The sequence below is a fragment of the Aeromonas sp. INTO2 genome, from assembly GCF_049860605.1.
Classification (GTDB): Bacteria; Pseudomonadota; Gammaproteobacteria; order Enterobacterales; family Aeromonadaceae; genus Aeromonas; species Aeromonas caviae.
This window is the reverse complement of the sequence record NZ_CP187588.1, coordinates 2,923,096-2,944,902: the sequence shown is the minus strand read 5'-3', so window position 1 is coordinate 2,944,902 and position 21,807 is coordinate 2,923,096. Positions and strand designations below refer to the sequence as shown.

The 21,807-nt window shown below is 59.7% G+C and carries 19 protein-coding genes and 2 pseudogenes; 8 read left to right on the top strand and 13 right to left on the bottom strand.

Features of this window, described 5'->3' with window-relative positions; all coding sequences use genetic code 11:
- Position 1 precedes the first annotated feature (1 nt).
- On the bottom strand, positions 2–382 hold the full coding sequence (gene grcA, locus ACPW74_RS13815) for an autonomous glycyl radical cofactor GrcA (protein WP_010673855.1): 381 nt from the start codon (positions 380–382) through the stop codon (positions 2–4).
- 608 nt (positions 383–990) lie between these two features.
- Between grcA and ung the strand changes: the two genes are divergently transcribed.
- Together ung and ACPW74_RS13805 are read left to right on the top strand one after the other, a co-directional pair.
- Positions 991–1,671, top strand: a complete 681-nt coding sequence (gene ung / locus ACPW74_RS13810; protein WP_010673856.1) for a uracil-DNA glycosylase — start codon at positions 991–993, stop codon at positions 1,669–1,671.
- A 160-nt stretch (positions 1,672–1,831) separates the two neighbouring features.
- Entirely contained in the window at positions 1,832–2,377 is a 546-nt protein-coding gene (locus ACPW74_RS13805) for a hemerythrin domain-containing protein (RefSeq protein WP_104452495.1), read from the top strand.
- Positions 2,378–2,473: 96 nt separating this feature from the next.
- Here the strand turns inward: ACPW74_RS13805 and ACPW74_RS13800 are convergent, their stop codons facing one another.
- Complete coding sequence (locus ACPW74_RS13800; protein ID WP_010673858.1) at positions 2,474–2,653, bottom strand: DUF3545 family protein; 180 nt, start codon at positions 2,651–2,653, stop codon at positions 2,474–2,476.
- A gap of 180 nt (positions 2,654–2,833) precedes the next feature.
- Positions 2,834–3,784 (bottom strand): transaldolase, encoded by a 951-nt coding sequence (gene tal / locus ACPW74_RS13795; RefSeq protein ID WP_010673859.1) that lies wholly within the window; start codon positions 3,782–3,784, stop codon positions 2,834–2,836.
- Positions 3,785–4,509: 725 nt separating this feature from the next.
- On the opposite strand from tal, the gene ACPW74_RS13790 reads away from it, so the two are divergent.
- From ACPW74_RS13790 to yidZ, 4 genes are all read left to right on the top strand, one after another.
- On the top strand, positions 4,510–5,940 hold the full coding sequence (locus ACPW74_RS13790; protein WP_043155782.1) for an alanine/glycine:cation symporter family protein: 1,431 nt from the start codon (positions 4,510–4,512) through the stop codon (positions 5,938–5,940).
- A 179-nt stretch (positions 5,941–6,119) separates the two neighbouring features.
- Positions 6,120–7,271, top strand: coding sequence for a CMY-1/MOX family class C beta-lactamase (gene blaMOX / locus ACPW74_RS13785; RefSeq protein ID WP_319892722.1), 1,152 nt, complete (start codon positions 6,120–6,122; stop codon positions 7,269–7,271).
- Between the two features lie 292 nt (positions 7,272–7,563).
- Entirely contained in the window at positions 7,564–8,730 is a 1,167-nt protein-coding gene (locus ACPW74_RS13780) for an MdtL family multidrug efflux MFS transporter (RefSeq protein ID WP_319892720.1), read from the top strand.
- 10 nt (positions 8,731–8,740) lie between these two features.
- Entirely contained in the window at positions 8,741–9,781 is a 1,041-nt protein-coding gene (yidZ, locus tag ACPW74_RS13775) for an HTH-type transcriptional regulator YidZ (protein ID WP_069651514.1), read from the top strand.
- Here the strand turns inward: yidZ and ruvX are convergent.
- The 7 genes from ruvX to metK all read right to left on the bottom strand — a co-directional run bounded on the left by ruvX (position 9,778) and on the right by metK (position 15,478).
- On the bottom strand, positions 9,778–10,200 hold the full coding sequence (ruvX, locus tag ACPW74_RS13770; RefSeq protein ID WP_319892718.1) for a Holliday junction resolvase RuvX: 423 nt from the start codon (positions 10,198–10,200) through the stop codon (positions 9,778–9,780). The two genes, yidZ and ruvX, sit on opposite strands and share 4 nt — an antisense overlap.
- A gap of 109 nt (positions 10,201–10,309) precedes the next feature.
- Positions 10,310–10,864: a YqgE/AlgH family protein gene (locus ACPW74_RS13765; protein ID WP_010673864.1), complete on the bottom strand. Its 555-nt coding sequence runs from the start codon at positions 10,862–10,864 to the stop codon at positions 10,310–10,312.
- A 154-nt stretch (positions 10,865–11,018) separates the two neighbouring features.
- Positions 11,019–11,969: a glutathione synthase gene (gene gshB / locus ACPW74_RS13760; RefSeq protein WP_052815123.1), complete on the bottom strand. Its 951-nt coding sequence runs from the start codon at positions 11,967–11,969 to the stop codon at positions 11,019–11,021.
- Positions 11,970–12,092: 123 nt separating this feature from the next.
- On the bottom strand, positions 12,093–12,824 hold the full coding sequence (gene rsmE / locus ACPW74_RS13755) for a 16S rRNA (uracil(1498)-N(3))-methyltransferase (RefSeq protein WP_041212593.1): 732 nt from the start codon (positions 12,822–12,824) through the stop codon (positions 12,093–12,095).
- A 129-nt stretch (positions 12,825–12,953) separates the two neighbouring features.
- On the bottom strand, positions 12,954–13,646 hold the full coding sequence (locus tag ACPW74_RS13750) for an endonuclease (protein ID WP_039040144.1): 693 nt from the start codon (positions 13,644–13,646) through the stop codon (positions 12,954–12,956).
- Positions 13,647–13,719: 73 nt separating this feature from the next.
- Entirely contained in the window at positions 13,720–14,259 is a 540-nt protein-coding gene (locus tag ACPW74_RS13745; RefSeq protein ID WP_244053535.1) for a SprT family zinc-dependent metalloprotease, read from the bottom strand.
- 67 nt (positions 14,260–14,326) lie between these two features.
- The gene (metK, locus tag ACPW74_RS13740; RefSeq protein WP_010673869.1) at positions 14,327–15,478 is read right to left on the bottom strand and encodes a methionine adenosyltransferase; all 1,152 of its coding nucleotides are present in this window, start codon (positions 15,476–15,478) and stop codon (positions 14,327–14,329) included.
- Between the two features lie 340 nt (positions 15,479–15,818).
- Here metK and tkt point away from each other — a divergent pair, with 340 nt between their 5' ends.
- Positions 15,819–17,810 carry a transketolase gene (gene tkt, locus ACPW74_RS13735; RefSeq protein ID WP_041212595.1) on the top strand — a complete coding sequence of 664 codons (1,992 nt, stop codon included), beginning with the start codon at positions 15,819–15,821 and terminating at the stop codon, positions 17,808–17,810.
- Positions 17,811–17,887: 77 nt separating this feature from the next.
- A complete protein-coding gene (locus ACPW74_RS13730; protein ID WP_201964388.1) occupies positions 17,888–18,532 on the top strand; it encodes a hypothetical protein in 645 nt (214 codons plus the stop codon).
- 138 nt (positions 18,533–18,670) lie between these two features.
- On the opposite strand, the pseudogene ACPW74_RS13725 reads toward ACPW74_RS13730, so the two are convergent.
- The 3 genes and pseudogenes from ACPW74_RS13725 to ACPW74_RS13715 all read right to left on the bottom strand — a co-directional run.
- Positions 18,671–19,789, bottom strand: a pseudogene (locus tag ACPW74_RS13725) (RidA family protein); the annotation flags it as partial.
- A 16-nt stretch (positions 19,790–19,805) separates the two neighbouring features.
- Positions 19,806–20,948, bottom strand: a complete 1,143-nt coding sequence (locus ACPW74_RS13720; RefSeq protein WP_041205622.1) for an IS4 family transposase — start codon at positions 20,946–20,948, stop codon at positions 19,806–19,808.
- Between the two features lie 90 nt (positions 20,949–21,038).
- Positions 21,039–21,206 (bottom strand): annotated as a pseudogene (locus ACPW74_RS13715) (reactive intermediate/imine deaminase); the annotation flags it as partial.
- Between the last annotated feature and the right edge of the window lie 601 nt (positions 21,207–21,807).

Below are 21,807 nucleotides of genomic sequence, written 5' to 3'. Positions count from 1 at the left end.
CTTACAGGCTCTGGGTGAAGGTGCGGGTGACCACGTCACGCTGCTGCTCCGGGGTCAGGGCGTTGAAACGCACGGCGTAACCGGAGACGCGGATGGTGAGCTGCGGGTATTTTTCCGGGTTGGCGATGGCGTCTTCCAGGGTTTCGCGGCGCAGTACGTTGACGTTCAGGTGCTGACCCCCTTCGACCACAGGCTCTTGCTGAACCGGCAGTTCACGGTATTCGAATTGACCCAGGTCGGAGAGGCTGACTTCCTGATCGGCGGCAAAGCTGTCGCCCTTGGCGCAGATGCAGCGAGCCTGTTGTTTCTCTTCGTCCAGCAGCCAGAAAGAGTTCAGCAGAGCGGCGTTGGCGGACTGGGTGATTTGGATGCCCTTGATCATGGTATGACTCCTCATAGGAAAGCGGATTCAACGGTAAGCACATTACCCTGATGTTTTTAAACCACCTCTTGGAAGGAATGATTTAACGGGGCCTTGCCTTACACCTTTACTTCGTTGGGGCCATATATACCACGACGGTAATATTACGAAAATTGATCCAAATCAATAAAACCCCATTTTGCGCGCATTAAAAGGGATTAAATCATTGAGTTGAATCAAAAACAGATCATTTTTCTGTTTTTGTAAGATGTATGAATTATGCATTTTTTATTATTCATATCTAGTAATTTAACTACACCTTTAGGGTTTATTTCTGGCGTCAGCGAAAACCGGCCTGCCCATGAGGCTTGTCCGAAGAACGTCCTGTTATTCCTGTGTCGACGCAGCCTCGGTCATTGCCCGTGAACGCCGCCGCCACTTCCCAGGCTGGCCAGGCTGAGCCTGACCTCCATGCGGTTGCGTCTTGGGGGCGAGGACCCTATCCTGAGCCCCTTGCTCTATTGACCGAGGAGATAGCGGTGCCAAGCTGGACAGAAGGCGGGGAGTGGGGAGAGGCTGGCATGCCAGCCAGGATGGAAGGAGTGGATTCGCAACGAGAGGAGACGGGTGTGCTGACCTGGAAAGATGTGATTGGTTCGGAGAAAGAGCAGGCGTATTTCATGGACACCCTGGCCACCGTCAGGGCTGAGCGGGAGGCGGGCAAGGTGATCTATCCCCCGGCGACCGAGGTATTCAATGCCTTCAAACTGACCGAGCTGGATGACGTCAAGGTGGTGATTCTGGGGCAGGATCCCTATCACGGCCCGGACCAGGCGCACGGCCTCTGTTTCTCCGTCTTGCCCGGAGTGCGCACGCCGCCGTCCCTCGTCAACATCTACAAGGAGATGCAGCGGGATCTGCCGGGTTTTGTCACACCCAATCACGGATTCCTGGAATCCTGGGCCAGACAGGGAGTGCTGCTGCTCAATACGGTGCTGACGGTACAGGCGGGCATGGCGCACTCTCACGCCCACCTGGGGTGGGAGACCTTTACCGATCGGGTCATCGAGCGGATCAATGCCCATTGCCAGGGAGTTGTCTTCCTGCTGTGGGGCGCTCATGCCCAGAAGAAAGGGCGCTTCATCGACCGGTCGCGCCACCATGTGCTGAGCGCCCCCCATCCCAGCCCGCTCTCTGCCCATCGCGGTTTCATCGGTTGCGGCCACTTCTCCGAGGCCAATCGCCTGCTGGTCCAGCAAGGACGCAGTCCCATCGACTGGCTCTCGGTCTGCGCCGATCCGGCGGCCTGACGCCGTGCATGCACAGGGGAAATGGTGTCCCCTGTGCCTCCTGTGGTGAGAGGCTGGTGCAGCCGCTGTCTGCATCCGACTTGATTGAGTGCAAAGTTCAGGCAATAAATGACCGTATACTCGAGACAGACGTTTTCTCATTTCAGTGCAAGGAGTGCCCATGTTATCCAGTCTGCATAAGGACCACCTCAACATCACCCGGTTGCTGACGCTGCTCAAGCAAAAGCTGACGGCCATTCGCAATGAGCAGCCGGTGAGCTACTTCCTGCTGCGGGATGTGGTGGATTATCTGCGCGAGGTATCCGACAAGTACCACCACCCGAAGGAAGACATGATTTATGACTACTACCTGAAATACAGGGTGGTGGAGGGGGAGGTGGCCAACCGGCTGCATGAGGAGCACGCCCGTCTGCTGGATGCAGGGACCGAGCTCAAGGAGATGGTGGAGATGATCCTGATGGATGCGGTCATCCCGCTGGATCAGTTCACCGCTAGGCTGGAGCAGTTCATCGAGCAGCAGGAGGCGCACATGAACTATGAGGAAGGGGTCATCTTCCCCCATCTGCGCGACTCCCTGACCGAGGATGACTGGCGTCATCTCGAACAGCTCTGGCAGAACCGGGCCATCAATGATCCCCTGTTCGGGGCGGAGGTAAGCCAGCACTTCCAGGCGCTGGCCAAACAGCTCTCGCTGCCTGCAGCCTGACAGGAGGTTCACCCATAAAAACAGCGCCCCGGTCAATCCGGGGCGCTGTTTTTATGGCTCCACTCGCTGGAGTGAAACATGGGCGACGTGGGCGTATCAGAGCTCCAGGTCGTCCGATCCTTCATAGGCGATGTCGATGGCCTGCAGCTCCTTTTGCAGGCGGTGCTTGTCTTTAAGCGCCTCAATCTCACGCCATTTGCGTTTTTTTCCCGTTGTCCCGCGGCTACGTGAACCCAGCTCAACGACCTCGTCAAAATCGAAGTTGAACATGTCCATGGCTCCCTCCTTGGTTTTATGGTTTTCACCATCCGTATAACACGACGCCTTTGAAAATAAAACGTTTTTATGACGAAGTTGTGACAACCGGAAACAGGCACAAAAAAACCGGGCTGCCCTTTCGGGAGCCCGGTATTTGCGGCGCCACTTCGCTCTGTGAGAGCCGTGTGGCGAGCGGCCTTACAGGTGGCTTGCCAGCATGGTTTCCAGCTTGCCCTGGTCGATGGCGAACAGGCGGATGCCTTCCCCCAGTTTCTCGACGGCCATGGCGTCCTGGTTCAGCTCCCAGCGGAATTCGGCTTCGGTCATCGGGGCCGGTTTGGCTGTGCGCTCGCCGGTGTAGTCCAGCTTGCGTACCACGGTGCCTTCGGCCTTGCTCAGCTCTTCCAGCAAAGCGGGGCCAATGGTCAGGCGGTCGCAGCCGGCCAGTTCCAGGATTTCGCCAGTGTTGCGGAAGCTCGCGCCCATGACCACCGTCGGGTAGTCGTGCTGCTTGTAGTAGTTGTAGATGGCGGTGACGGAGACCACGCCCGGATCTTCACTGGCGGTGTAGTCACGGCCGTTCTTGGCCTTGTACCAGTCGAGGATGCGGCCCACGAAGGGGGAGATGAGGAAGGCGCCGGCTTCGGCACAGGCGCGGGCCTGGGCGAAGGAGAACAGCAGGGTCAGGTTGCACTGGATACCCTCTTTCTCCAGCACCTCGGCGGCACGGATGCCTTCCCAGGTGGAGGCCAGCTTGATCAGGATGCGATCATTGCTGATACCGGCTTCGTTGTAGAGGCGGATCAGCTTGCGGGCCTTGGCGATGCTGGCGTCGGTGTCGAAGGAGAGGCGGGCGTCCACTTCGGTGGAGATGCGACCCGGGACGATTTTCAGCACTTCCAGGCCGATGTTGACCGCCAGCTTGTCGCCTGCGTCGATGATTTGCTGTGCCTTGTCCTGGCTCTGGGATTTGGCCCAGGCAATGGCGTCCTGGATCAGGGCTGCGTACTCGGGGATCTCGGAGGCCTTGAGTACCAGAGAGGGGTTGGTGGTGGCATCGATGGGCTGGTAGCGCTTGATGGCTTCGATGTCGCCGGTATCGGCAACCACTGTGGTCAGGGCTTTCAGCTGAGTCAATTTATCGGCCATGGCAAATATCATCTCTTTATGAGGGAGCAATCCCAGGGTGGCGGGCATGAGACGGCAGTTCTGAAATTAAATTACAAGATCCCGGCGGCTCAGGCTCAGAAAGGGGCGATGGGCAGGCCCCATCGTCATTGCCTGCCTAATTAATACGGATGTGGCGCATCCTGCAATAGGGGGGCTTGTATGCGAATCAGCCAGGTGGTGAAAGCGGTACCGGCTGTCGGGTGAAAGTGTTTGATAAAAAACGAGTTTTATTCATGGTGTGGCGGCTGGCTCCGACATGGAAAAGCGCAATTATTTTGGTGGATTCATGAATTTGTGCGGGAGGTCACATAAATAGTTCTGTCAGCTACTTGAAATTTAATTACGTGTAAAACGTTTTGCGTTACAACCCCTTGCCGATGAGGCATGAGAAGCAAACGCTTGTCTCCCTGATGTCGTTTCACTCAGCGGTTTTTACCCCCATGGGATGAGTTGCAAAATGGTTCTCTATTGGATCTAATTTGTAAGGGCGCTGGGTAGTGCATCAATTTTTGTTGATTTATTGCGTGCTAAATGAAGCTTTTTTGCATCAAATTGCTCGTTTTTTGTCTCCCCAGTGAGCCCTGTCACTATTCTGAATTCCCTCGCTATGCTAGATTCCGCCCCTTCGGCGCAATGCTGGTTCGGAAATTGACAGAGAGCGGTCAGCGCAGACTGGCCATGGATGTGATAACAACGAGAGAATTATGGACACCTTGATTGCAATGATTAACGACCTGATGTGGGGAGCCGTGCTCATTTACCTGCTGATCGGGGTCGGTATCTTCTTTACCTTCCGCCTGGGCTTTATCCAGATCCGCCACTTCGGCCACATGTTCTCGGTCCTGCGCAACAGTCGCAAATCCGACAGCGCCGGCATCTCCTCCTTCCAGGCTCTGTGTACCAGCCTGGCGGCTCGCGTCGGGACGGGCAATCTGGCCGGTGTGGCCGTCGCCATCTATCTGGGTGGCCCTGGCGCCGTCTTCTGGATGTGGCTGATCGCCTTCATAGGCATGGCCACCGCCTTCGTGGAGAGCACCCTGGCCCAGCTCTACAAGGTCAAGGATGAGGATGGCAACTACCGCGGCGGCCCTGCCTACTACATGGAGCGCGGCCTCGGCATGCGCTGGATGGGAGTGGTCTTCTCCCTCTGCCTGCTGCTGGCCTTCGGTCTGGTGTTCAACGCGGTGCAGGCCAACTCCATCAGCTTGGCCATGAACGTCGCCTTCGGCATCCCTGACTGGGTGAGCGGTCTGGCCCTGGTGGTGCTCTCCGGTCTCATCATCTTCGGCGGCATTCGCGGCATCGCCCGCTTTGCCGAGCTGGTGGTGCCCTTCATGGCGATCGCCTATATCCTGATGGCGCTGTTCGTGGTGTTCATGAACATCAGCGAGCTGCCGGGTATCTTCGCCCTCATCATCAAGTCTGCGTTCGGTATCGAGCAGGCAGGTTCCGGCGCCATGGGCTATGCCATCTCCCAGGCGATGATCAACGGCATCAAGCGCGGCCTCTTCTCCAACGAGGCCGGCATGGGCTCTGCCCCCAACGCTGCCGCCACTGCCACCCCCTATCCGCCGCACCCGGCCTCCCAGGGTTATGTGCAGATGCTGGGGGTCTTCCTCGATACCATCGTCATCTGTACCTGTACTGCCGCCATCATCCTGATGTCCGGCCAGTTCGAGCCGGGCTCCGGCGTGACCGGTGTCGAGCTGACCCAGCGCGCGCTCTCCTCCCAGGTGGGCGGCGGTGGCAACATCTTCATCGCAGCGGCCATCTTCTTCTTCGCCTTCACCTCCATCGTGGCGAACTACTCCTATGCGGAGACCAACCTGGTGTTCCTCGAGCACAACCACAAGGGTGGCCTGATGCTGTTCCGGATGTTCGTGCTGGGCATGGTGATGTTCGGATCCGTGGGCGAACTGCCGACCGTGTGGGCTCTGGCGGATGTCTCCATGGGGCTGATGGCCATCGTCAACCTGGTGGCCATCCTGCTGCTCTCCGGCGTCGCCATCAAGCTGGCCAAGGACTACAACGACCAGCTCAAGGTGGGCCGCGTGCCGACCTTCGATGCCAACAAATACCCCGAGCTGCGCAGCCAGCTGGAAGAGGGGATCTGGGACAACCCGGGCAAGAAATAAGCCTGCGTTGCAAGGTGATTGAAGGGGAGCCATGGCTCCCCTTTTTCATGGGTAAAAAGAGGGGGCGGCTTCACACTGACTTCACAGAGCCTCATCGGCAGCACACCTCGTGGGACTATGCTGGGTTCATCACTCGCCGCCATGGCGATACCTTGCTAACGACAGTCAGGAGACATGCAATGCAACAACGACAATCCATCCTGTGGGGCGCTCTGGCCACCCTGATGTGGGCCGGCCTGGCTCATGCCGGTGACAAGGCGGCGACCGATCCCCTGCGCCCCGTGGTGGATGCCAGCATCCGGCCGCTGCTCAAGGAGCACAGGATCCCGGGCATGGCGGTGGCCGTGCTCAAGGATGGCAAGGCCCACTATTTCAACTACGGTGTGGCCGATCGGGAGCGCGCAGTCGGTGTCAGCGAGCAGACCCTGTTCGAGATAGGTTCCGTGAGCAAGACCCTGACCGCGACGCTGGGGGCCTACGCCGTGGTGCAGGGGAGCTTCGAGCTCGATGACAAGGCGAGTCTGTTCGCCCCCTGGCTCAAGGGATCCGCCTTTGACAACATCACCATGGGGGAGCTGGCTACCTACAGCGCGGGCGGCTTGCCGCTGCAATTCCCCGAGGAGGTGGATTCGCTCGAGAAGATGCAGGCCTACTACCGCCAGTGGACCCCAGCCTACTCGCCGGGTTCCCATCGCCAGTACGCCAACCCCAGCATCGGGCTCTTTGGCTATCTGGCGGCGAGCAGCATGAAGCAGCCGTTCGATCGCCTGATGGAGCAGACGATCCTGCCGGGGCTTGGCCTGTACCATACCTACCTCACTGTGCCCGAGCAGGCCATGGGACACTACGCCTACGGCTACTCGAAGGAGGACAAGCCGATCCGCGTCACTCCCGGCATGCTGGCGGACGAGGCCTACGGCATCAAGACCAGCTCGGCGGATCTGCTGCGCTTTGTGAAGGCGAACATCAGCGGGGTGGATAATGCGGCCATGCAGCAGGCCATCGACCTGACTCACCAGGGCCAGTATGCGGTGGGGGAGATGACCCAGGGACTGGGCTGGGAGCGTTACGCCTATCCCGTCAGCGAGCAGACGCTGCTGGCGGGCAACTCCCCGGCGATGATTTACAATGCCAACCCGGCGGCGCCCGCGCCCGCTGCAACAGGGCACCCTGTGCTCTTCAACAAGACCGGCTCGACCAACGGCTTCGGGGCCTATGTGGCCTTCGTGCCGGCCAAAGGGATTGGCATCGTCATGCTGGCCAATCGCAACTACCCCAACGAGGCGCGCATCAAGGTGGCTCACGCCATCCTGACGCAACTGGCCAGGTAATGGTGCGCCTTCGCTGAGCCTTGAGGGCACGTCGCATCGCGGCGTGCCCGTTACTTCGGACCCGACCCCTCAAGGGCGACCTGGCAGGGGGCGGGTCGATGAGCATGCCAGTCCGGACCTCTCCTGCGGGAGATGTCCGGATTGGCATCCACCGAGTGCCATCTCGTCACTAGGCCCCGGCAGGCCGCCCGCTCTATAGTGCCCGGCATCTTCCTCTGCTTTTGCAGGATTGAGTTGTCAATCTCGCTGACAGCGCACCTGTGATGGTGAAACCTGCTGCTATGGAGCCTTCATGGGTATGTTTCTGCTGTGTACTTTTCTGATGATCATCCTCTATCCCCTCGGGATCGATCTCTATCTGGTGGCCGTCCCCCGCATTGCGCAAACCCTGCAGGGGAGCGAGGCGCAGATCCACACCGCTTTTTCCATCTATCTGCTGGGCATGGCGGTTACCGTGCTGCCGGGGGGCATGCTGGCGGATCGCCATGGCAGGCGCCACGTGGTGCTGGGGGGCGCTCTCATCTTCGTGGTCGCCTCCCTGGTGGCGGCGGAGGCAACCGGCATCGCCCAGTTTTATCTGGGGCGTTTCTGGCAAGGGGTGGGCGCTGGAGCGCTCTACATCATGACCTTCACCGTGCTGCGGGATGTGCTGAGCCAGGCGCGCCTCGCGATGGCCCTCTCCCTCATCAACGGCGTGATCTGCGTCATTCCGGTGCTGGCTCCCGTACTCGGTTATCTCATCCTGTCGCACTTCGAGTGGCGCGGCATCTTCGTGGGCATGGCGCTGGTGGCTGTCATCAGTGCCCTGGTCAACCTGCGACTGCTCAAGGAGACCCGCACCGCCCGCCAGCCTGCGGGGGCATCGCCGCTGGCCCTGCTGGGCACGGCCCCCTTCATGCAACGCGCCTTGCTGACCAGCGCCAGCGTGACCGCCATCCTGGTCTATGTGAGCGTCTCGCCCCTCGTCCTGATGACCACGTTCGGTCTGCCTCCCGAGCAGTACACCCGGCTGATGATGGTGATGGCCGGGGTGAGCATGTCCGCTTCCTTCCTGACCCCCTTGCTGCTGCGCTGGCTCGGCAAGGCAAGGGTGCTGGCGCTCTCCCACCTCGCCTACCTGCTGGCCTTGCTCGCCCTGCTGTGCAGCAGCGGGCCCGAAGGCGGCCTGTCCTGGCTGCTGGCGGGATGTGCCCTGGTCTGCATCGGGTTTTCCTGCGGGTTCGGGGTGGCGATGGGGGAGGCGCTGGATGTGTGCGGGGATCAGGTGGCATCGGCCAGTGCCCTGCTCTGCATCATGCAGATAGGGTTGTCCGGGCTCTTCATCTGGGGGATGGGCCATCTGGGGATGCCTGCGCTCTGGATGCTGATCCTAGCACTCCTGCTGGCGCTGCTCGGTTACCTGGTGGTCAAGGTGCTGCTACCATGGCGTGCGGTACGGCGAGTACGGGCTCGGGGATAGGAGAGACGCGATGCGCAATCTGGGTGAACTCGATTTGAACCTGCTGGTGGTCTTCAGGCACCTGATGCAGGAGCGCAGCGTGGCGGGGGCGGCCAAGAAGCTGTGTGTCACCCCGTCGGCGGTGAGCAAGGCGCTCGGCAAGCTGCGGGACTGGTTCGGGGACCCCCTCTTCGTGCGCGTGCGCCAGGGCTTGCAGCCGACCAATCTCTCCCTGACCCTGGCAGAGGAGCTCAAGACCTGGTTCCAGCTCACCGAGAGCATCAGCACCCTTAACAGCGAGGCGATCCCCGAGGGGGCCCGCTTCAGTCTGGTGATGGAGTCCCCCTTCGGCATCAGCTTCCTGAGCGAGCTGCCCACGACCATCTACCAGAAGTACCCCCACTCCGTGGTCAGGATGCTGGGCTGGGATCACCACTCCCTCAACGACATCGTCAACGGGGAGGCGGATCTCGGCTTCTGCGCCCGGGAGACCCACGGCCGCTCCCATGCCAGGGTCAACCGGCTGCCCTATTACATCGATCATGAGGTGCTGTTCTGCGATCGTCCCGTGGTGTTCCTGCGCAAGGATCACCCCTTGCTCGGGCAGACGTGGTCGCTGACCCGCTTTCTGGCCTGCCCCCAGGTGAGCGTGGTGTGGGAGGCCAGCGACAGCTGGGCACTGGACGATCTGCTGGAGGACGAAGGCCACAGGCGGCAGGTGCCCATCATGGTGGCGAGCTTCGAGCAGGCGCTGCACATCGCCGCCCAAAAGAGCCACGAGCTGATCGCCGTGGTGCCCTCATATTGCGCGGACTATGCCGCCAGACATCACCCCGACCTCATCCCCATGCCGTTGCCGCTGGAAGAGTCCCTCTATGCCCAGCTGGAGATCGCCTTCATCCTGCTGTGGCACAAGCGCCACAATCAGGATGCCAAGGTGATGTGGTTGCGGGGGGAGATCCGGCGGCTCTATGGCCTGGCCGCAGCGGGGATGACGCGTTTTGCCTGGGGCGGGCCCATGGGGAGCGGGGCGGTGAAAGAGAAGCAAGGGGGAGGAGGCTCCCCGGTTTAGTCGTACTGCTCTTCCATCCAGGCTTCGACGATGAGCTGGGCGGAGACGCCGTCCACGCTCCCCTTGTCCAGCGCCTTGTAGCCGCCACGTTCAAACAGGCGGGTGCGGGCATCCGTGGTGGTGAGCCGCTCGTCCTTGAACTCCACCGGCTTGCCGAAGCGGCCGTGCAGGCGATTGCCGAACTTGCGAGCTCGCACCGTGATTTCCTGGTCCGTGCCATCCATGTTGAGGGGCAGACCGACGATCAGCAGATCCGGTTGCCACTCCTTGATCAGCTTCTCTATCTCGTCCCAGTTGGGGATGCCGTCGTTGGCCTTGAGGGAGCGAAGGGGGCGGGCGCTGCCCGTGAGCTCCTGGCCGATGGCGACACCGATGCTCTTGGTGCCGTAGTCAAAGCCCATGATGCTGCGTGATGACATGGGGTCTCCTCGAAATGGATGGATAAATGAAGGGGGAAGCCCCCTCCCTGTCTCCCCCTGCTCGTGGGGGGAGAGCGTGCCGTCTCCCCCGGAGGGGAGGTCCGGGGTGTCAGCTATGGCCCACCTGGCTGGAGAGGTGCAGGGGGTTGACCCCAATGCTCGCGGCGGCTTGCTGCCAGCGCAGGTGGATGGGGGTATCGAAGACCAGCTTGGGATTGGGGGGGATCACCAGCCAGGCGCCATCCACCAGCTCCTGCTCGAGCTGGCCTGCACTCCAGCCGGCGTAACCGAGCGCCACCAGCCAGTGGTCCGGCGCCTCGTCGGTGCCCAGGGTCTCCAGGATGTCCTTGGAGGTGGTGACCATCATCTCGTCGCTCACCTGCAGGGTGGAGTTGAAGCCCGGGCGGAAGCTGTGCAGCACAAAGCCGCGATCCCCGTGCACCGGTCCCCCCTGCAACACCGGCTGTTTCATCTCGGCGGTGGCGGGGGGATTGAGGTTGAGCTTGGTCAGCATGGCGTCCAGGGACATGTCAACCGGAATGTTGACCACCAGTCCCATGGCGCCTTCGCTGCTGTGTTCGCACAGATAGACCAGGGAGCGCTGGAAATAGGCGTCCGTGAGGCTCGGCATGGCGAGCAGAAAGTGATTTTGCAGTGTTTGCATGGAGCGTATGTATCTCTTAGCGTGCAAAGGTATTTGGGGTGATTATGGCAGTTGATGGCGGCGGGCAAAACCGCTTTTTGCCGGCAGTCAAAGGGGCCTTCACGGCCCCTTGTGTGTGTTTCCTCGCTGCGGCAACGGGTCGCTGGGGAAGGGGTCAGCGGCCCAGCCGGCGCTCGATGGCGTCCATCAGCATGCCGGTAATGGAGACGTCGAAGGCCGCCTCAATCTCGCGGATGCAGGTAGGGCTGGTGACGTTAATCTCGGTCAGGCGATCGCCGATGATGTCGAGGCCGACGAAGATGAGCCCCTTCTCTTTCAGGGTCGGGCCCACTGCGCGGGCGATGGCCCAGTCCGCCTCGCTCAGGGGGCGCGCCTCGCCACGGCCACCGGCCGCCAGGTTGCCACGGGTCTCCCCTTGCGCCGGGATGCGGGCCAGGCAGTAGGGTACCGGCTCGCCGTCCACCACCAGCACCCGCTTGTCGCCATCCTTGATGGCAGGCAGATAGGTCTGCGCCATGCAGTACTGGCTGCCGTGAGAGGTTAATGTCTCGATGATGACGCCGACGTTGGCGTCATCCTCCTTCATGCGGAAGATGGAGGCGCCGCCCATGCCGTCGAGCGGCTTGAGGATGACGTCCTTGTGCTTGGCGTGGAAAGCCCGCAGCTTGTCGGCTCTGCGAGTGACGAGTGTGGTCGGGGTGTGCTCGGCAAACCAGGCGGTGTAGAGCTTCTCGTTGGCGTCGCGCAGGCTCTGGGGCTTGTTGACGATGAGGCAACCCTCATCCTCGGCCCGCTCCAGCATGTAGGTGGCGTAGATGAACTCGGTGTCGAAGGGGGGATCCTTGCGCATCAGGATCACGTCCAGGCTGGAGAGCGGCTGATCCACCACCTCGCCCAGCGTGTACCAGTCGGCATAGTCATATTTGACGGTGAGCGGGCGCATGGTACCGAAGGCGCGACCGGCCTCCATGTAGAGATCCTTCATCTCCAGATAGAACAGCTCGTAGCCGCGCTTTTGCGCCTCTTCGAGCATGGCGAAGCTGGAGTCCTTCTTGATGTTGATGGCCGAGATGGGGTCCATCACGATGCCGAGTTTAATGGTCATCCGAGTTTCCTTCCTAATGGCTCGATTGGATGTGATGACCCCCTCCCTGCCTCCCCCTTCACAAGGGGGAGGGGCCTGTTGCTCCCTCCCCTGCGAAGGGGAGGGCCGGGGTGGGGTCGGCTGTCAGGCCAGATCGCCAAAGCGGCACTGAAGCGCAGTAATCGCCGTCAGGGCGGCGGTTTCGGTGCGCAGCACCCGCGGCCCCAGCAGCATCTCCTTGAAATCTTCCTGCACGGTACGGGCGATCTCGTCGCCGGACAAGCCCCCTTCCGGGCCGATCAGCAGGCGCACGCCGTGCTCGGGGATGGGCAGGGTGTTGATGCTGTAAGGGGCGCGCGGGTGCAGGTTGAGCTTGAGCTCCTGGGTCTCTTCCGCCAGCCAGGCGTCCAGCTCCATCGGCATGCGCACCTCGGGCACGGTATTGCGACCGCACTGCTCGCAGGCACTGATCACCACCTTCTGCCACTGCTCGCGCTTTTTCTCCAGCCGATCGGCGGGCAGCTTGACGCCGCAGCGCTCGGAGAAGAGGGGAGTTATGCAGGTGACGCCGAGCTCCACGGATTTCTGGATGGTGAAGTCCATCTTGTCGCCGCGGCTGATCACCTGACCCAGGTGGATGGCCAGCGGTGACTCCACCGAGCGGGTCTCGCAACTGTCGATGGTCACCTCAACGGACTTCTTGCCCACACTCGTGATGGTGGCGGGGTACTGGTGGCCGTCGCCGTTGAACAGCTCGAGCTGCTGGCCCGGCTGCATGCGCAGCACGCGGCCGATGTGATTGGCACCGTCTTCCGACAGGGCGAGGGTCTGGCCCACCTGCAGGCTGGCCGGTTCATAGATACGTGGAATGCGCATGGCTGATAGTCAGTCTCTTGCTTGGAAACCCTTCAATACCCTACTGCACGGCGGCGAGCAAGGCTCGCGAGATAGAGAGTGAAGGGATTCAGGATGAGGGGGACGCACCCCCTCCCTGGTCAAATGGGGTTATTGGCACTGCTTTTCAATGAAGGGATTGGTATTGCCCTGCAGCTTGCCGATACGGCGGTTGCGCTCGCACTCCCAGCGATCAGCCGGATACTGCCTGTCCCAGGCTTCGTAAAGCTTGCGCTGCTGGGCCGCCAGACGCAGTCCGTACTGCTGGCTCATGTAGAGGTAGGCGCGGGCGATCTGGCCACGCACCGGCCCCTTGGGCGGCTGCACCTGGCGCTCCTTGAAGTCCACCAGCATCTGGCACTTGCCGTACTGGTTCGGTTTGCCGTTCCAGTCGCTGAAGCGGAAGTTCGCCCGATCACCGTTCACCTCGCCGATGGCGGGGAAGAGGTTGTGCATGTCTCCCTCCATCCTGTTGAACTCGTCGCTCTTGCCGCAATTCTTGCGACCCCCGTCCTGCCAGCACTGGAGCTGGTGGCCGAACTCCCAGGCGGGCACCACGTGCTCCCATTCGATGCGGGAGGCCCGCTCGGCCTGCTTGCGCGGCAGGTAGCCGCAGCTCTCCCAGTCGGGGGCCATCTTCTTGCCGCTGAACTTGATGTTGCAGCCGCAGTAGAAGGTGACGGGGTGGCTCTGGTAGAGCTTGTTCAGATCCTGCTTGGCGGCGCGAAAGGTCTGGATGTTGTCGGCATGGGCCGGGGCGCTGACCAGCAGGGCCAGGCAGAGGGAGAGCAGAGGGCGAAACATGAATATCCTTGGCAATGAGACAGTTGAATGAAGTAAGCGCGCACCCTATCACAGGAGCGCGACACGGGGTGACTCAATCCGCCGTCGTGTCGCGCTGCCACACCAGGGGCTGGCGACAGCGGCGGCAGTGATAGCGGGCCTCGCCGCGCATCACCTTGTTGTGGCGGCGCACCGAGAGGGGATGCTGCTGGCAGGCGCAGGCATACACGAAGGTGCGCTGGGCCAGCACCCCCAGATCGAAGCTGTGGGTGGTGCTGGGTTCGAGGCCGAACAGCTCCCGCATCACCGACTGCCACTGGTGGCCGTGGGGCAGTACCCGGCTCTTGCCGCGCCCCTCTCCCCAGAGCGCATAGACCAGCAGGTGCGCCACCTCGTGGGGCACCACTTCCCTGAGAAACGCCTGCTGATTGGCCTGATAGAGCGCCGGATTGAAACGCAGCTCCCAGGTTTGCAGCCGCGCCGACCCTGCCGCCCGGCCCCGCATGTTGCAATGGACTTGCGGGCGGGGAAAGGTGCGGCCAAGGCGCGTTTCAGCCTGCACAAAGCAGGCCTCGACGCGCGCGAGCAGCGTCTCGATGAGGGCGGGGTCAAGCCGGGTAGCAGTGGCAGGCATGGGATCCTCGGGACGGACACAAAAGCAAAAGGGGAGCCAGGCTCCCCTTTTATCACAACCTCGAGCCTTACAGGCCAGCGGCAGCGCGCAGCAGCTCGGCCTTGTCGGTCTTCTCCCAGGGGAACTCGTCGCGGCCGAAGTGGCCGTAAGCGGCGGTTGCCTGGTAGATCGGACGCTTCAGATCCAGCATCTCGATGAGGCCATAGGGGCGCAGCTCGAAGAACTCGCGCACCAGCTTGACCAGCAGGGCTTCGGCCACCTTGCCGGTGCCGAAAGTTTCGACGCTGATGGAGGTGGGCTCGGCCACGCCGATGGCGTAGGAGACCTGCACTTCACAGCGATCCGCGAGACCTGCGGCCACGATGTTCTTGGCCACGTAGCGGGCGGCGTAGGCGGCGGAGCGGTCCACCTTGGACGGATCCTTGCCGGAGAAGGCGCCACCACCGTGACGGGCCATGCCGCCGTAGGTGTCGACGATGATCTTGCGACCGGTCAGACCGCAGTCACCCATGGGGCCGCCGATGACGAAACGGCCGGTCGGGTTGATGAAGTACTTGGTGTCCTTGTTGATCCACTCGGCGGGCAGCACCGGCTTGATGATCTCTTCGCGCACCGCTTCCACCAGATCGCTGTGGCTGATGGAGTCGCAATGCTGGGTGGAGAGCACCACGGCATCGACACCCAGGATCTTGCCTGCGTCGTCGTAGGCGAAGGTCAGCTGGCTCTTGGCGTCCGGACGCAGCCACGGCAGGGTGCCGTTCTTGCGCACTTCAGCCTGACGCTTCACCAGCAGGTGGGAGTAGGTGATGGGCGCGGGCATCAGCACGTCGGTTTCGTTGGTGGCGTAGCCGAACATCAGGCCCTGGTCACCGGCACCTTGCTCCAGCGGGTCGGTACGGTCGACGCCCTGGTTGATGTCCGGAGACTGTTTGCCAATGGCGTTCAGCACGGCGCAGGAGTCGGCGTCGAAGCCCATGTCGGAGTGGGTGTAACCAATCTCGCGCACGGTGTCGCGCACGATCTGTTCGATGTCGACCCAGGCAGAGGTGGTCACTTCGCCGGCTACCATCACCATGCCGGTCTTGACCAGGGTTTCGCAGGCGACGCGCGCCTTGGTGTCCTGCTGCAGGATGGCGTCCAGCACCGCATCGGAGATCTGGTCGGCGATTTTATCGGGATGGCCTTCGGAGACCGACTCGGAAGTAAACAGCTTTGCCATGTTTGGTTCTCGATTCGTAAGGGTTATCGCCTTGGCCATAACCGGATAATGACAGGATGACTGTAGAGGTATCTACATCTGGACGTCTATTTTAAATAGGTCATCCGGTGATTGCCAGCACTATTTGGGGGTGGAGCCGCCCGGGGCGGGATGGGGAAGGGATCCACCTCCATGGAGGTAAGGCAGGGGGCGGATTGAATCGTTTTCCCCGCCCAGAAAAGCGATTGTGCTCCCAAAGCCACTTTATTCGCCCAGATAATATTTGCACGCCGCGCCCCCTGCTGGGACAATAACGCGCCTTAATCTTGGCCATCAAATGAAGCAATCGCAGGAGATACAGATGCCTTCTCGTAAAGAGCTTGCCAATGCCATTCGTGCATTGAGTATGGATGCCGTTCAAAAAGCCAACTCCGGTCACCCGGGCGCCCCCATGGGAATGGCGGATATCGCTGAAGTGCTGTGGCGCAGCCACCTCAAACACAACCCGAACAACCCCAAGTGGGCCGACCGCGACCGTTTCATCCTCTCCAACGGCCACGGCTCCATGCTGCTGTACTCCCTGCTGCACCTCTCCGGTTATGACCTCTCCATCGACGATCTGAAAAACTTCCGCCAACTGCACTCTCGCACCCCGGGTCACCCGGAGTACGGTTATGCGCCGGGCGTTGAAACCACCACCGGCCCGCTGGGTCAGGGCATCACCAACGCTGTGGGCATGGCGATTGCCGAGAAGGCCATGGCCGAGCAGTTCAACCAGCCGGGTCACGACATCGTCGACCACTACACCTACGCCTTCATGGGCGATGGCTGCCTGATGGAAGGTATCTCCCACGAAGCCTGCTCCCTGGCCGGCACCCTGGGCCTGGGCAAGCTGATCGCGTTCTGGGATGACAACGGCATCTCCATCGACGGTCACGTAGAAGGCTGGTTCACCGACGACACTCCCAAGCGCTTCGAAGCCTACGGCTGGCACGTCATCCCGGCCGTTGACGGTCACAACCCGGAAGCCATCAACGCCGCCATCGAAGCCGCCAAGGCCGAGACCGGCAAGCCGACCCTGATCTGCTGCCGCACCATCATCGGTTACGGTTCCCCGAACAAGTCCGGCTCCCACGACTGCCACGGCGCACCGCTGGGCAACGACGAGATCGCCGCCGCCCGTGCCTTCCTGAAGTGGGACCACGCGCCGTTCGTCATCCCGTCCGACATCGCCGCCGAGTGGAACGGTCAGGAGAAGGGCGCCAAGCTCGAATCCGACTGGGCTGCCAAGTTTGCCGCCTATGAAGCCGCTCACCCGGCCCTGGCTGCCGAGTTCAAGCGCCGCACCACTGGCGAGCTGCCGGCCAACTGGGCCGCGGAATCCGCCAAGATCATCGAAACCCTGCAGGCCAACCCGGCCAAGATCGCGACCCGCAAGGCCTCCCAGAACTCCCTGGAAGCCTTCGGCAAGCTGCTGCCGGAATTCATGGGCGGCTCTGCGGATCTCGCGCCGTCCAACCTGACCATGTGGTCCGGCTCCAAGTCCCTGACTCCCGAGAGCGCCGCAGGCAACTACATCCACTACGGCGTGCGCGAGTTCGGCATGTCCGCCATCATGAACGGCATCGCCCTGCACGGTGGTTTCATCCCCTACGGCGCCACCTTCCTGATGTTCATGGAGTACGCCCGCAACGCCCTGCGCATGGCCGCCCTGATGAAGCAGCGCGCCATCTTCGTCTACACCCACGACTCCATCGGTCTGGGTGAAGATGGTCCGACTCACCAGCCGGTCGAGCAGATCGCCTCCCTGCGTCTGACCCCGAACATGAGCACCTGGCGCCCGTGTGACCAGGTAGAGTCCGCCATCGCCTGGAAACACGCCATCGAGCGTACCGACGGCCCGACCTCCCTGATCTTCTCCCGTCAGAACCTGGCCCAGATGGACCGCACCGCCCAGCAACTGGCCGATGCCGCCAAGGGTGGTTACGTGCTGAAGGATTGCGCCGGTACCCCGGAACTGATCCTGATCGCCACCGGTTCCGAAGTGGAGCTGGCCGTGGCCGCCTATGAGCAGCTGACTGCCAAGGGCCGTGCCGTGCGCGTGGTCTCCATCCCGTCTACCGACGTGTTCGACGCCCAGTCTGCCGAGTACAAAGAGTCCGTCCTGCCGATGTCCGTCACCAAGCGTGTGGCCATCGAAGCGGGCATCGCTGACTACTGGTACAAGTACGTCGGTTTCGGCGGCAAAATCATCGGCATGCGCACCTTCGGTGAGTCCGCCCCGGCCGAGCTGCTGTTCAAGGAATTCGGCTTTACCGTGGAAAACGTGGTTGCGACCGCAGAGTCCTTGTAATCCAAAGTCTTTTAAATTAAAAACGCCTCCTTATGGAGGCGTTTTTTTATCGTTAATTTTCTATATGGAGAATAGATGTGACAGAAAATGACGTTATAGTAATTGTTAACTCTTTATTGGAGAAAGGAATATCTCTGAACAATGTCACTTATATTTCAATATTATTGATCAGCCTTATCTCTGGTTTTATCGGTGCATTTCTATCATCATACGCAAAAACGAAAGGGCAACACTATGCCACTAAAGAAGATCTGGACGAATTATCGCATCAAACACAAAAATTAACAGAAGTAACAGAGTCGGTTAAATTTGAAGTTGCTAATAATTCAAGAGTTGAAAGTAAAAAGTGGGAATTAAAGCTATCTATATATACGGACATACTTACAGCATTGTCTACATGGAGGACTTTGATTGGGGTAATGTCAAATGATATGTATGATAGTAATGGTGAGCTCAAGAATAATATTAAAATGAGTGTTGCTGATGAGAGACTAAAACGAACAGCCTCAATATTTGAGGATATGGCTAGAATAGAGTCACTTTCCGAATTGATTTTGGATGATAGAAAAGCGGATGAAATAAAAAGAATACGTTCTCTTGTAAGTGATGCAGCAGGAGAATATGATGGTAAAGATGGTTTTGAACGTGCAGTTTTAAGTATAAAGGCACTTGAAGTGAATATAGCGAAAATAGCTAGGAATGATCTGTTTAATATAAAATGAAATCTGGCTAGTAGGTTCGATTAGCGAAGCGTAATCGGACGTTCGCGTTCTTTAAGAAGATGCATAAAAATAATCCCCCCTCCTGTTAGATAAAAAGAGACCGGCATATAGCCGGTCTCTTTTTTTTGAGCGAAAAACTTACACCTGCGGCGGTGTGCTTTCCGCGTTGGACATCACCGCATCCATCTGCACCAGGGCGCCGGCGGGCAGCTCGCTCACGCCAATCACGGTGCGGGCAGGCAGATAGCCCGGGAAATATTTGGCGTAGATGGCATCCACGTCCGCCAGATCCGCGATGTTCTTCACCTGGATATTGACCTTGACGATATCGTCCATCACATGGCCGATGCTCTCGACGATGGTCTTGATATGGCCGAGGCACTGGGCGGTCTGCTCCTTGACGCAACCGGTCAGCACCTTGCCGGTGGTCATGTCGAGCGGCAACTGGCCGGCGATATGGTTGTAGTGGGAGAAGGCGACGCTCTGGGTATGCAGCGGGCTTCTCGGCGCCTTGTCGGTATTGCGGGCACGGATCACCAGGTTGTGCCTGTCTTCCACCAGCTGGGGCGGGGTGCCGTCACCGTGGGAGATGACCGCATCCATCTGCACCCGGGCACCCAGCGGCAGGGCAGAGGCCGCGATCACGCTGCGGGCCGGCAGATAGGCGACGGCACGGGCGATGGCGGAATCCGGGAAGAAGGTGGTGTAGACCTCGTTGACGGCGTCGATATCCGCCAGATTGGTAAGATAGACAGTCACCTTGACGATATCGTCGAAGGGCACGTCGATGCTCTCCAGCACGGTTTTGATATTGCGCAGGCACTGGGCCGCCTGTTCGCGAATGCCACCGTCAACCAGAGCGCCGGATGCGGGGTTGAGGGGCAGCTGGGCACCGATATTGTTGTAATGGGAGAAGGCGACGCTCTGGCTGGAGAGCGGATCCTGCGGGGCGTGGTCGCTATTGCGGGCGAGTTTGAGCAGCGGGCAGGGAGCCTGGGGGAAGGTGCCTTCCCCGTTGGAGAGCAGGGCGTCCATCTGCACCCTGGCGCCGAGCGGCAGACTGGCGACGGCGAGCACTGTGCGGGTCGGCAGCGAGTGGGGGAAGAATTCCCGATAGACGGCGTTGACGGCATCGAGGTCGGCGATGTCCGCGAGGAACAGGGTCACCTTCACCATGTCCTCCATGCCGTGGCCAATGCTCTCGACGATGGCCTGGATATTGGTGAGACACTGTCTGGCCTGCGCCCTCAGAGATCCCCTCATTTTTAGAGACTCAAATAATTCCAAGTGTGCGGGTATATAAGCGGTGTTGCTTCAGGTAGTAGATAAATTTATCCATCAACAAGACCGCATTGGCTTCTTTCATTTTAGGCAGCAACTGGTAATAGATGACCCCTTGCCGAAAGAACGAATAGGTTCGGCTCTTGCTGGTATTGACCTTGATCGTTCTCTCTAGACCGACACTGTCTCCAGCCTTACCCAGCAGCGTCAGCAAGACGATGGCCAAGGCACTGAACAAAAACAGTCGGTCACGCCGGACCGGATTACTGATGTGCACATCTCCCATACCCATGCCGAATTTGTAATCTTTGATATCCCGAAAACTGGTCTCGATACCCCAGCGCTGGCCGTATAGTTGCAACGCCTTGGCGGCACTCAGATCGGTCCGGTTACTGGCCAGAAACCACGCGTCTTTCATGCCACTCTTGTGACAACAATAGACCCGCTCGACAGGCTGTCGTTGCCCAGTGAGCTCCACCTCCTTGAGGGTTCGGGTGCGCCCGGTCGGCGTTAGCCAGTCGCGGGCGGGAACCTGCTCTCCACCAGAGTAACCAACCAAAATATTTCCTTTAAATCTAATGATATAGGCAAAGCCTAGCTCTTGTTCCAGGCGCTCGAACAGCTCCATGTAACCAAACCCACGGTCAGCGACTACCGTCACGAAGATACCTTCTGGCAGGGTCTGCTTGAGTTTGGTGAGCAGCTCTTTCTCATGGGCATTGCGTTGCCCTTTGAGCAACGATTTTCGATGGGTTTTCCACAGCAGCGGAGTACTGCGGCCATGGTTGGTTTGCAGGCTGATAACCAAGGTGCTGTGATCATCGGCATCGAATTCGGTCCAGTCCATGGATACCACGATCTCGGTGCGTTCACCGACCACATAGGGAACCCAATCGTCAAAGAGGCTCCAGACGTTGAGCTTGGTGTTAGTGAGCAGGCGGTCCACCTGTTTCACCGCATGTTTGCGCTCGAGACCATTGGCCAAGGAGAGACCATTCCCGATGGCGTGGATGGCCAGCGAACCGGATTCGATAACCCCGAGGGTTGCATTGGCCAGGGAAAGAACACGCTTGGCATGCATGTCCTGTCCAAATATCTCGTTGATGTGGTTGAGGATTAGATCGTGGTTAAACATGGCGATTATCTGTCGGGTATTAGCTGGTCAAGGATGGCGATCATACCTCAGAAGCCGCGCCACGCCTCGCTCATACGAGGGGATGGTTAAGGCCTGCGCCTGGATATCCCCTGCGACCAGCGCGCCCGTTTTCGGATCGACCGGGAGCTGGGCGGCAATATTGTTGTAGTGGGAGAAGGCCACGCTCTGGGTATAGGGCCCCAGATCCTGAGGGGCATTGGGGGTATTTCTGGCGGATTTGATGATGGTACCATTCATGGCGATACTCCTTTTTCGTTTTTGATGTAGGGTCCGGGCCGCATTGTTCTTCCCTGGCCGAATACGGCACGCTGATGACTCGTGATATTGCGGCAACAGTTGCCCGTTCCCGCCGCAGGGCGACGGAGAAAAGGAGAACGATCATCACAGCGTCGAGCCCTGTTTCGATGCAGACAGCGCGTGCAACAGACAAGGGAGAGAAATTGGCCTGGTGATTCAGACGGGAGAATTCTAGGGGGCGGTTATCCGGGGATGCAAACCGGGATCCTGTTTCTATGAAGTGGCTCAACAGAGTGGAATATATTCATTTTGCGATTCAATTCATGACGGGCATGGCAAATAAAGGTGATGATGATCCCGCTTTACCATGAAAGTGGAACCAGATAGCGCCATATTGTCGCGCATCAGGGTTACAGCCTGTGAATCCTCCGTTAATACTTTTGGCGACATTGCAGCTTATTCTCCCGGTTTTGCATAGCTATCTATTTATTGCTCTCTCGACGCTCTGTTCAGCGCCGCCAAAATATGCTGCGGCGAGCACACTGAAATAACATTCACCCTCTTTGCATGGCAACAGGTCATGACATAAATACGGGAGAAA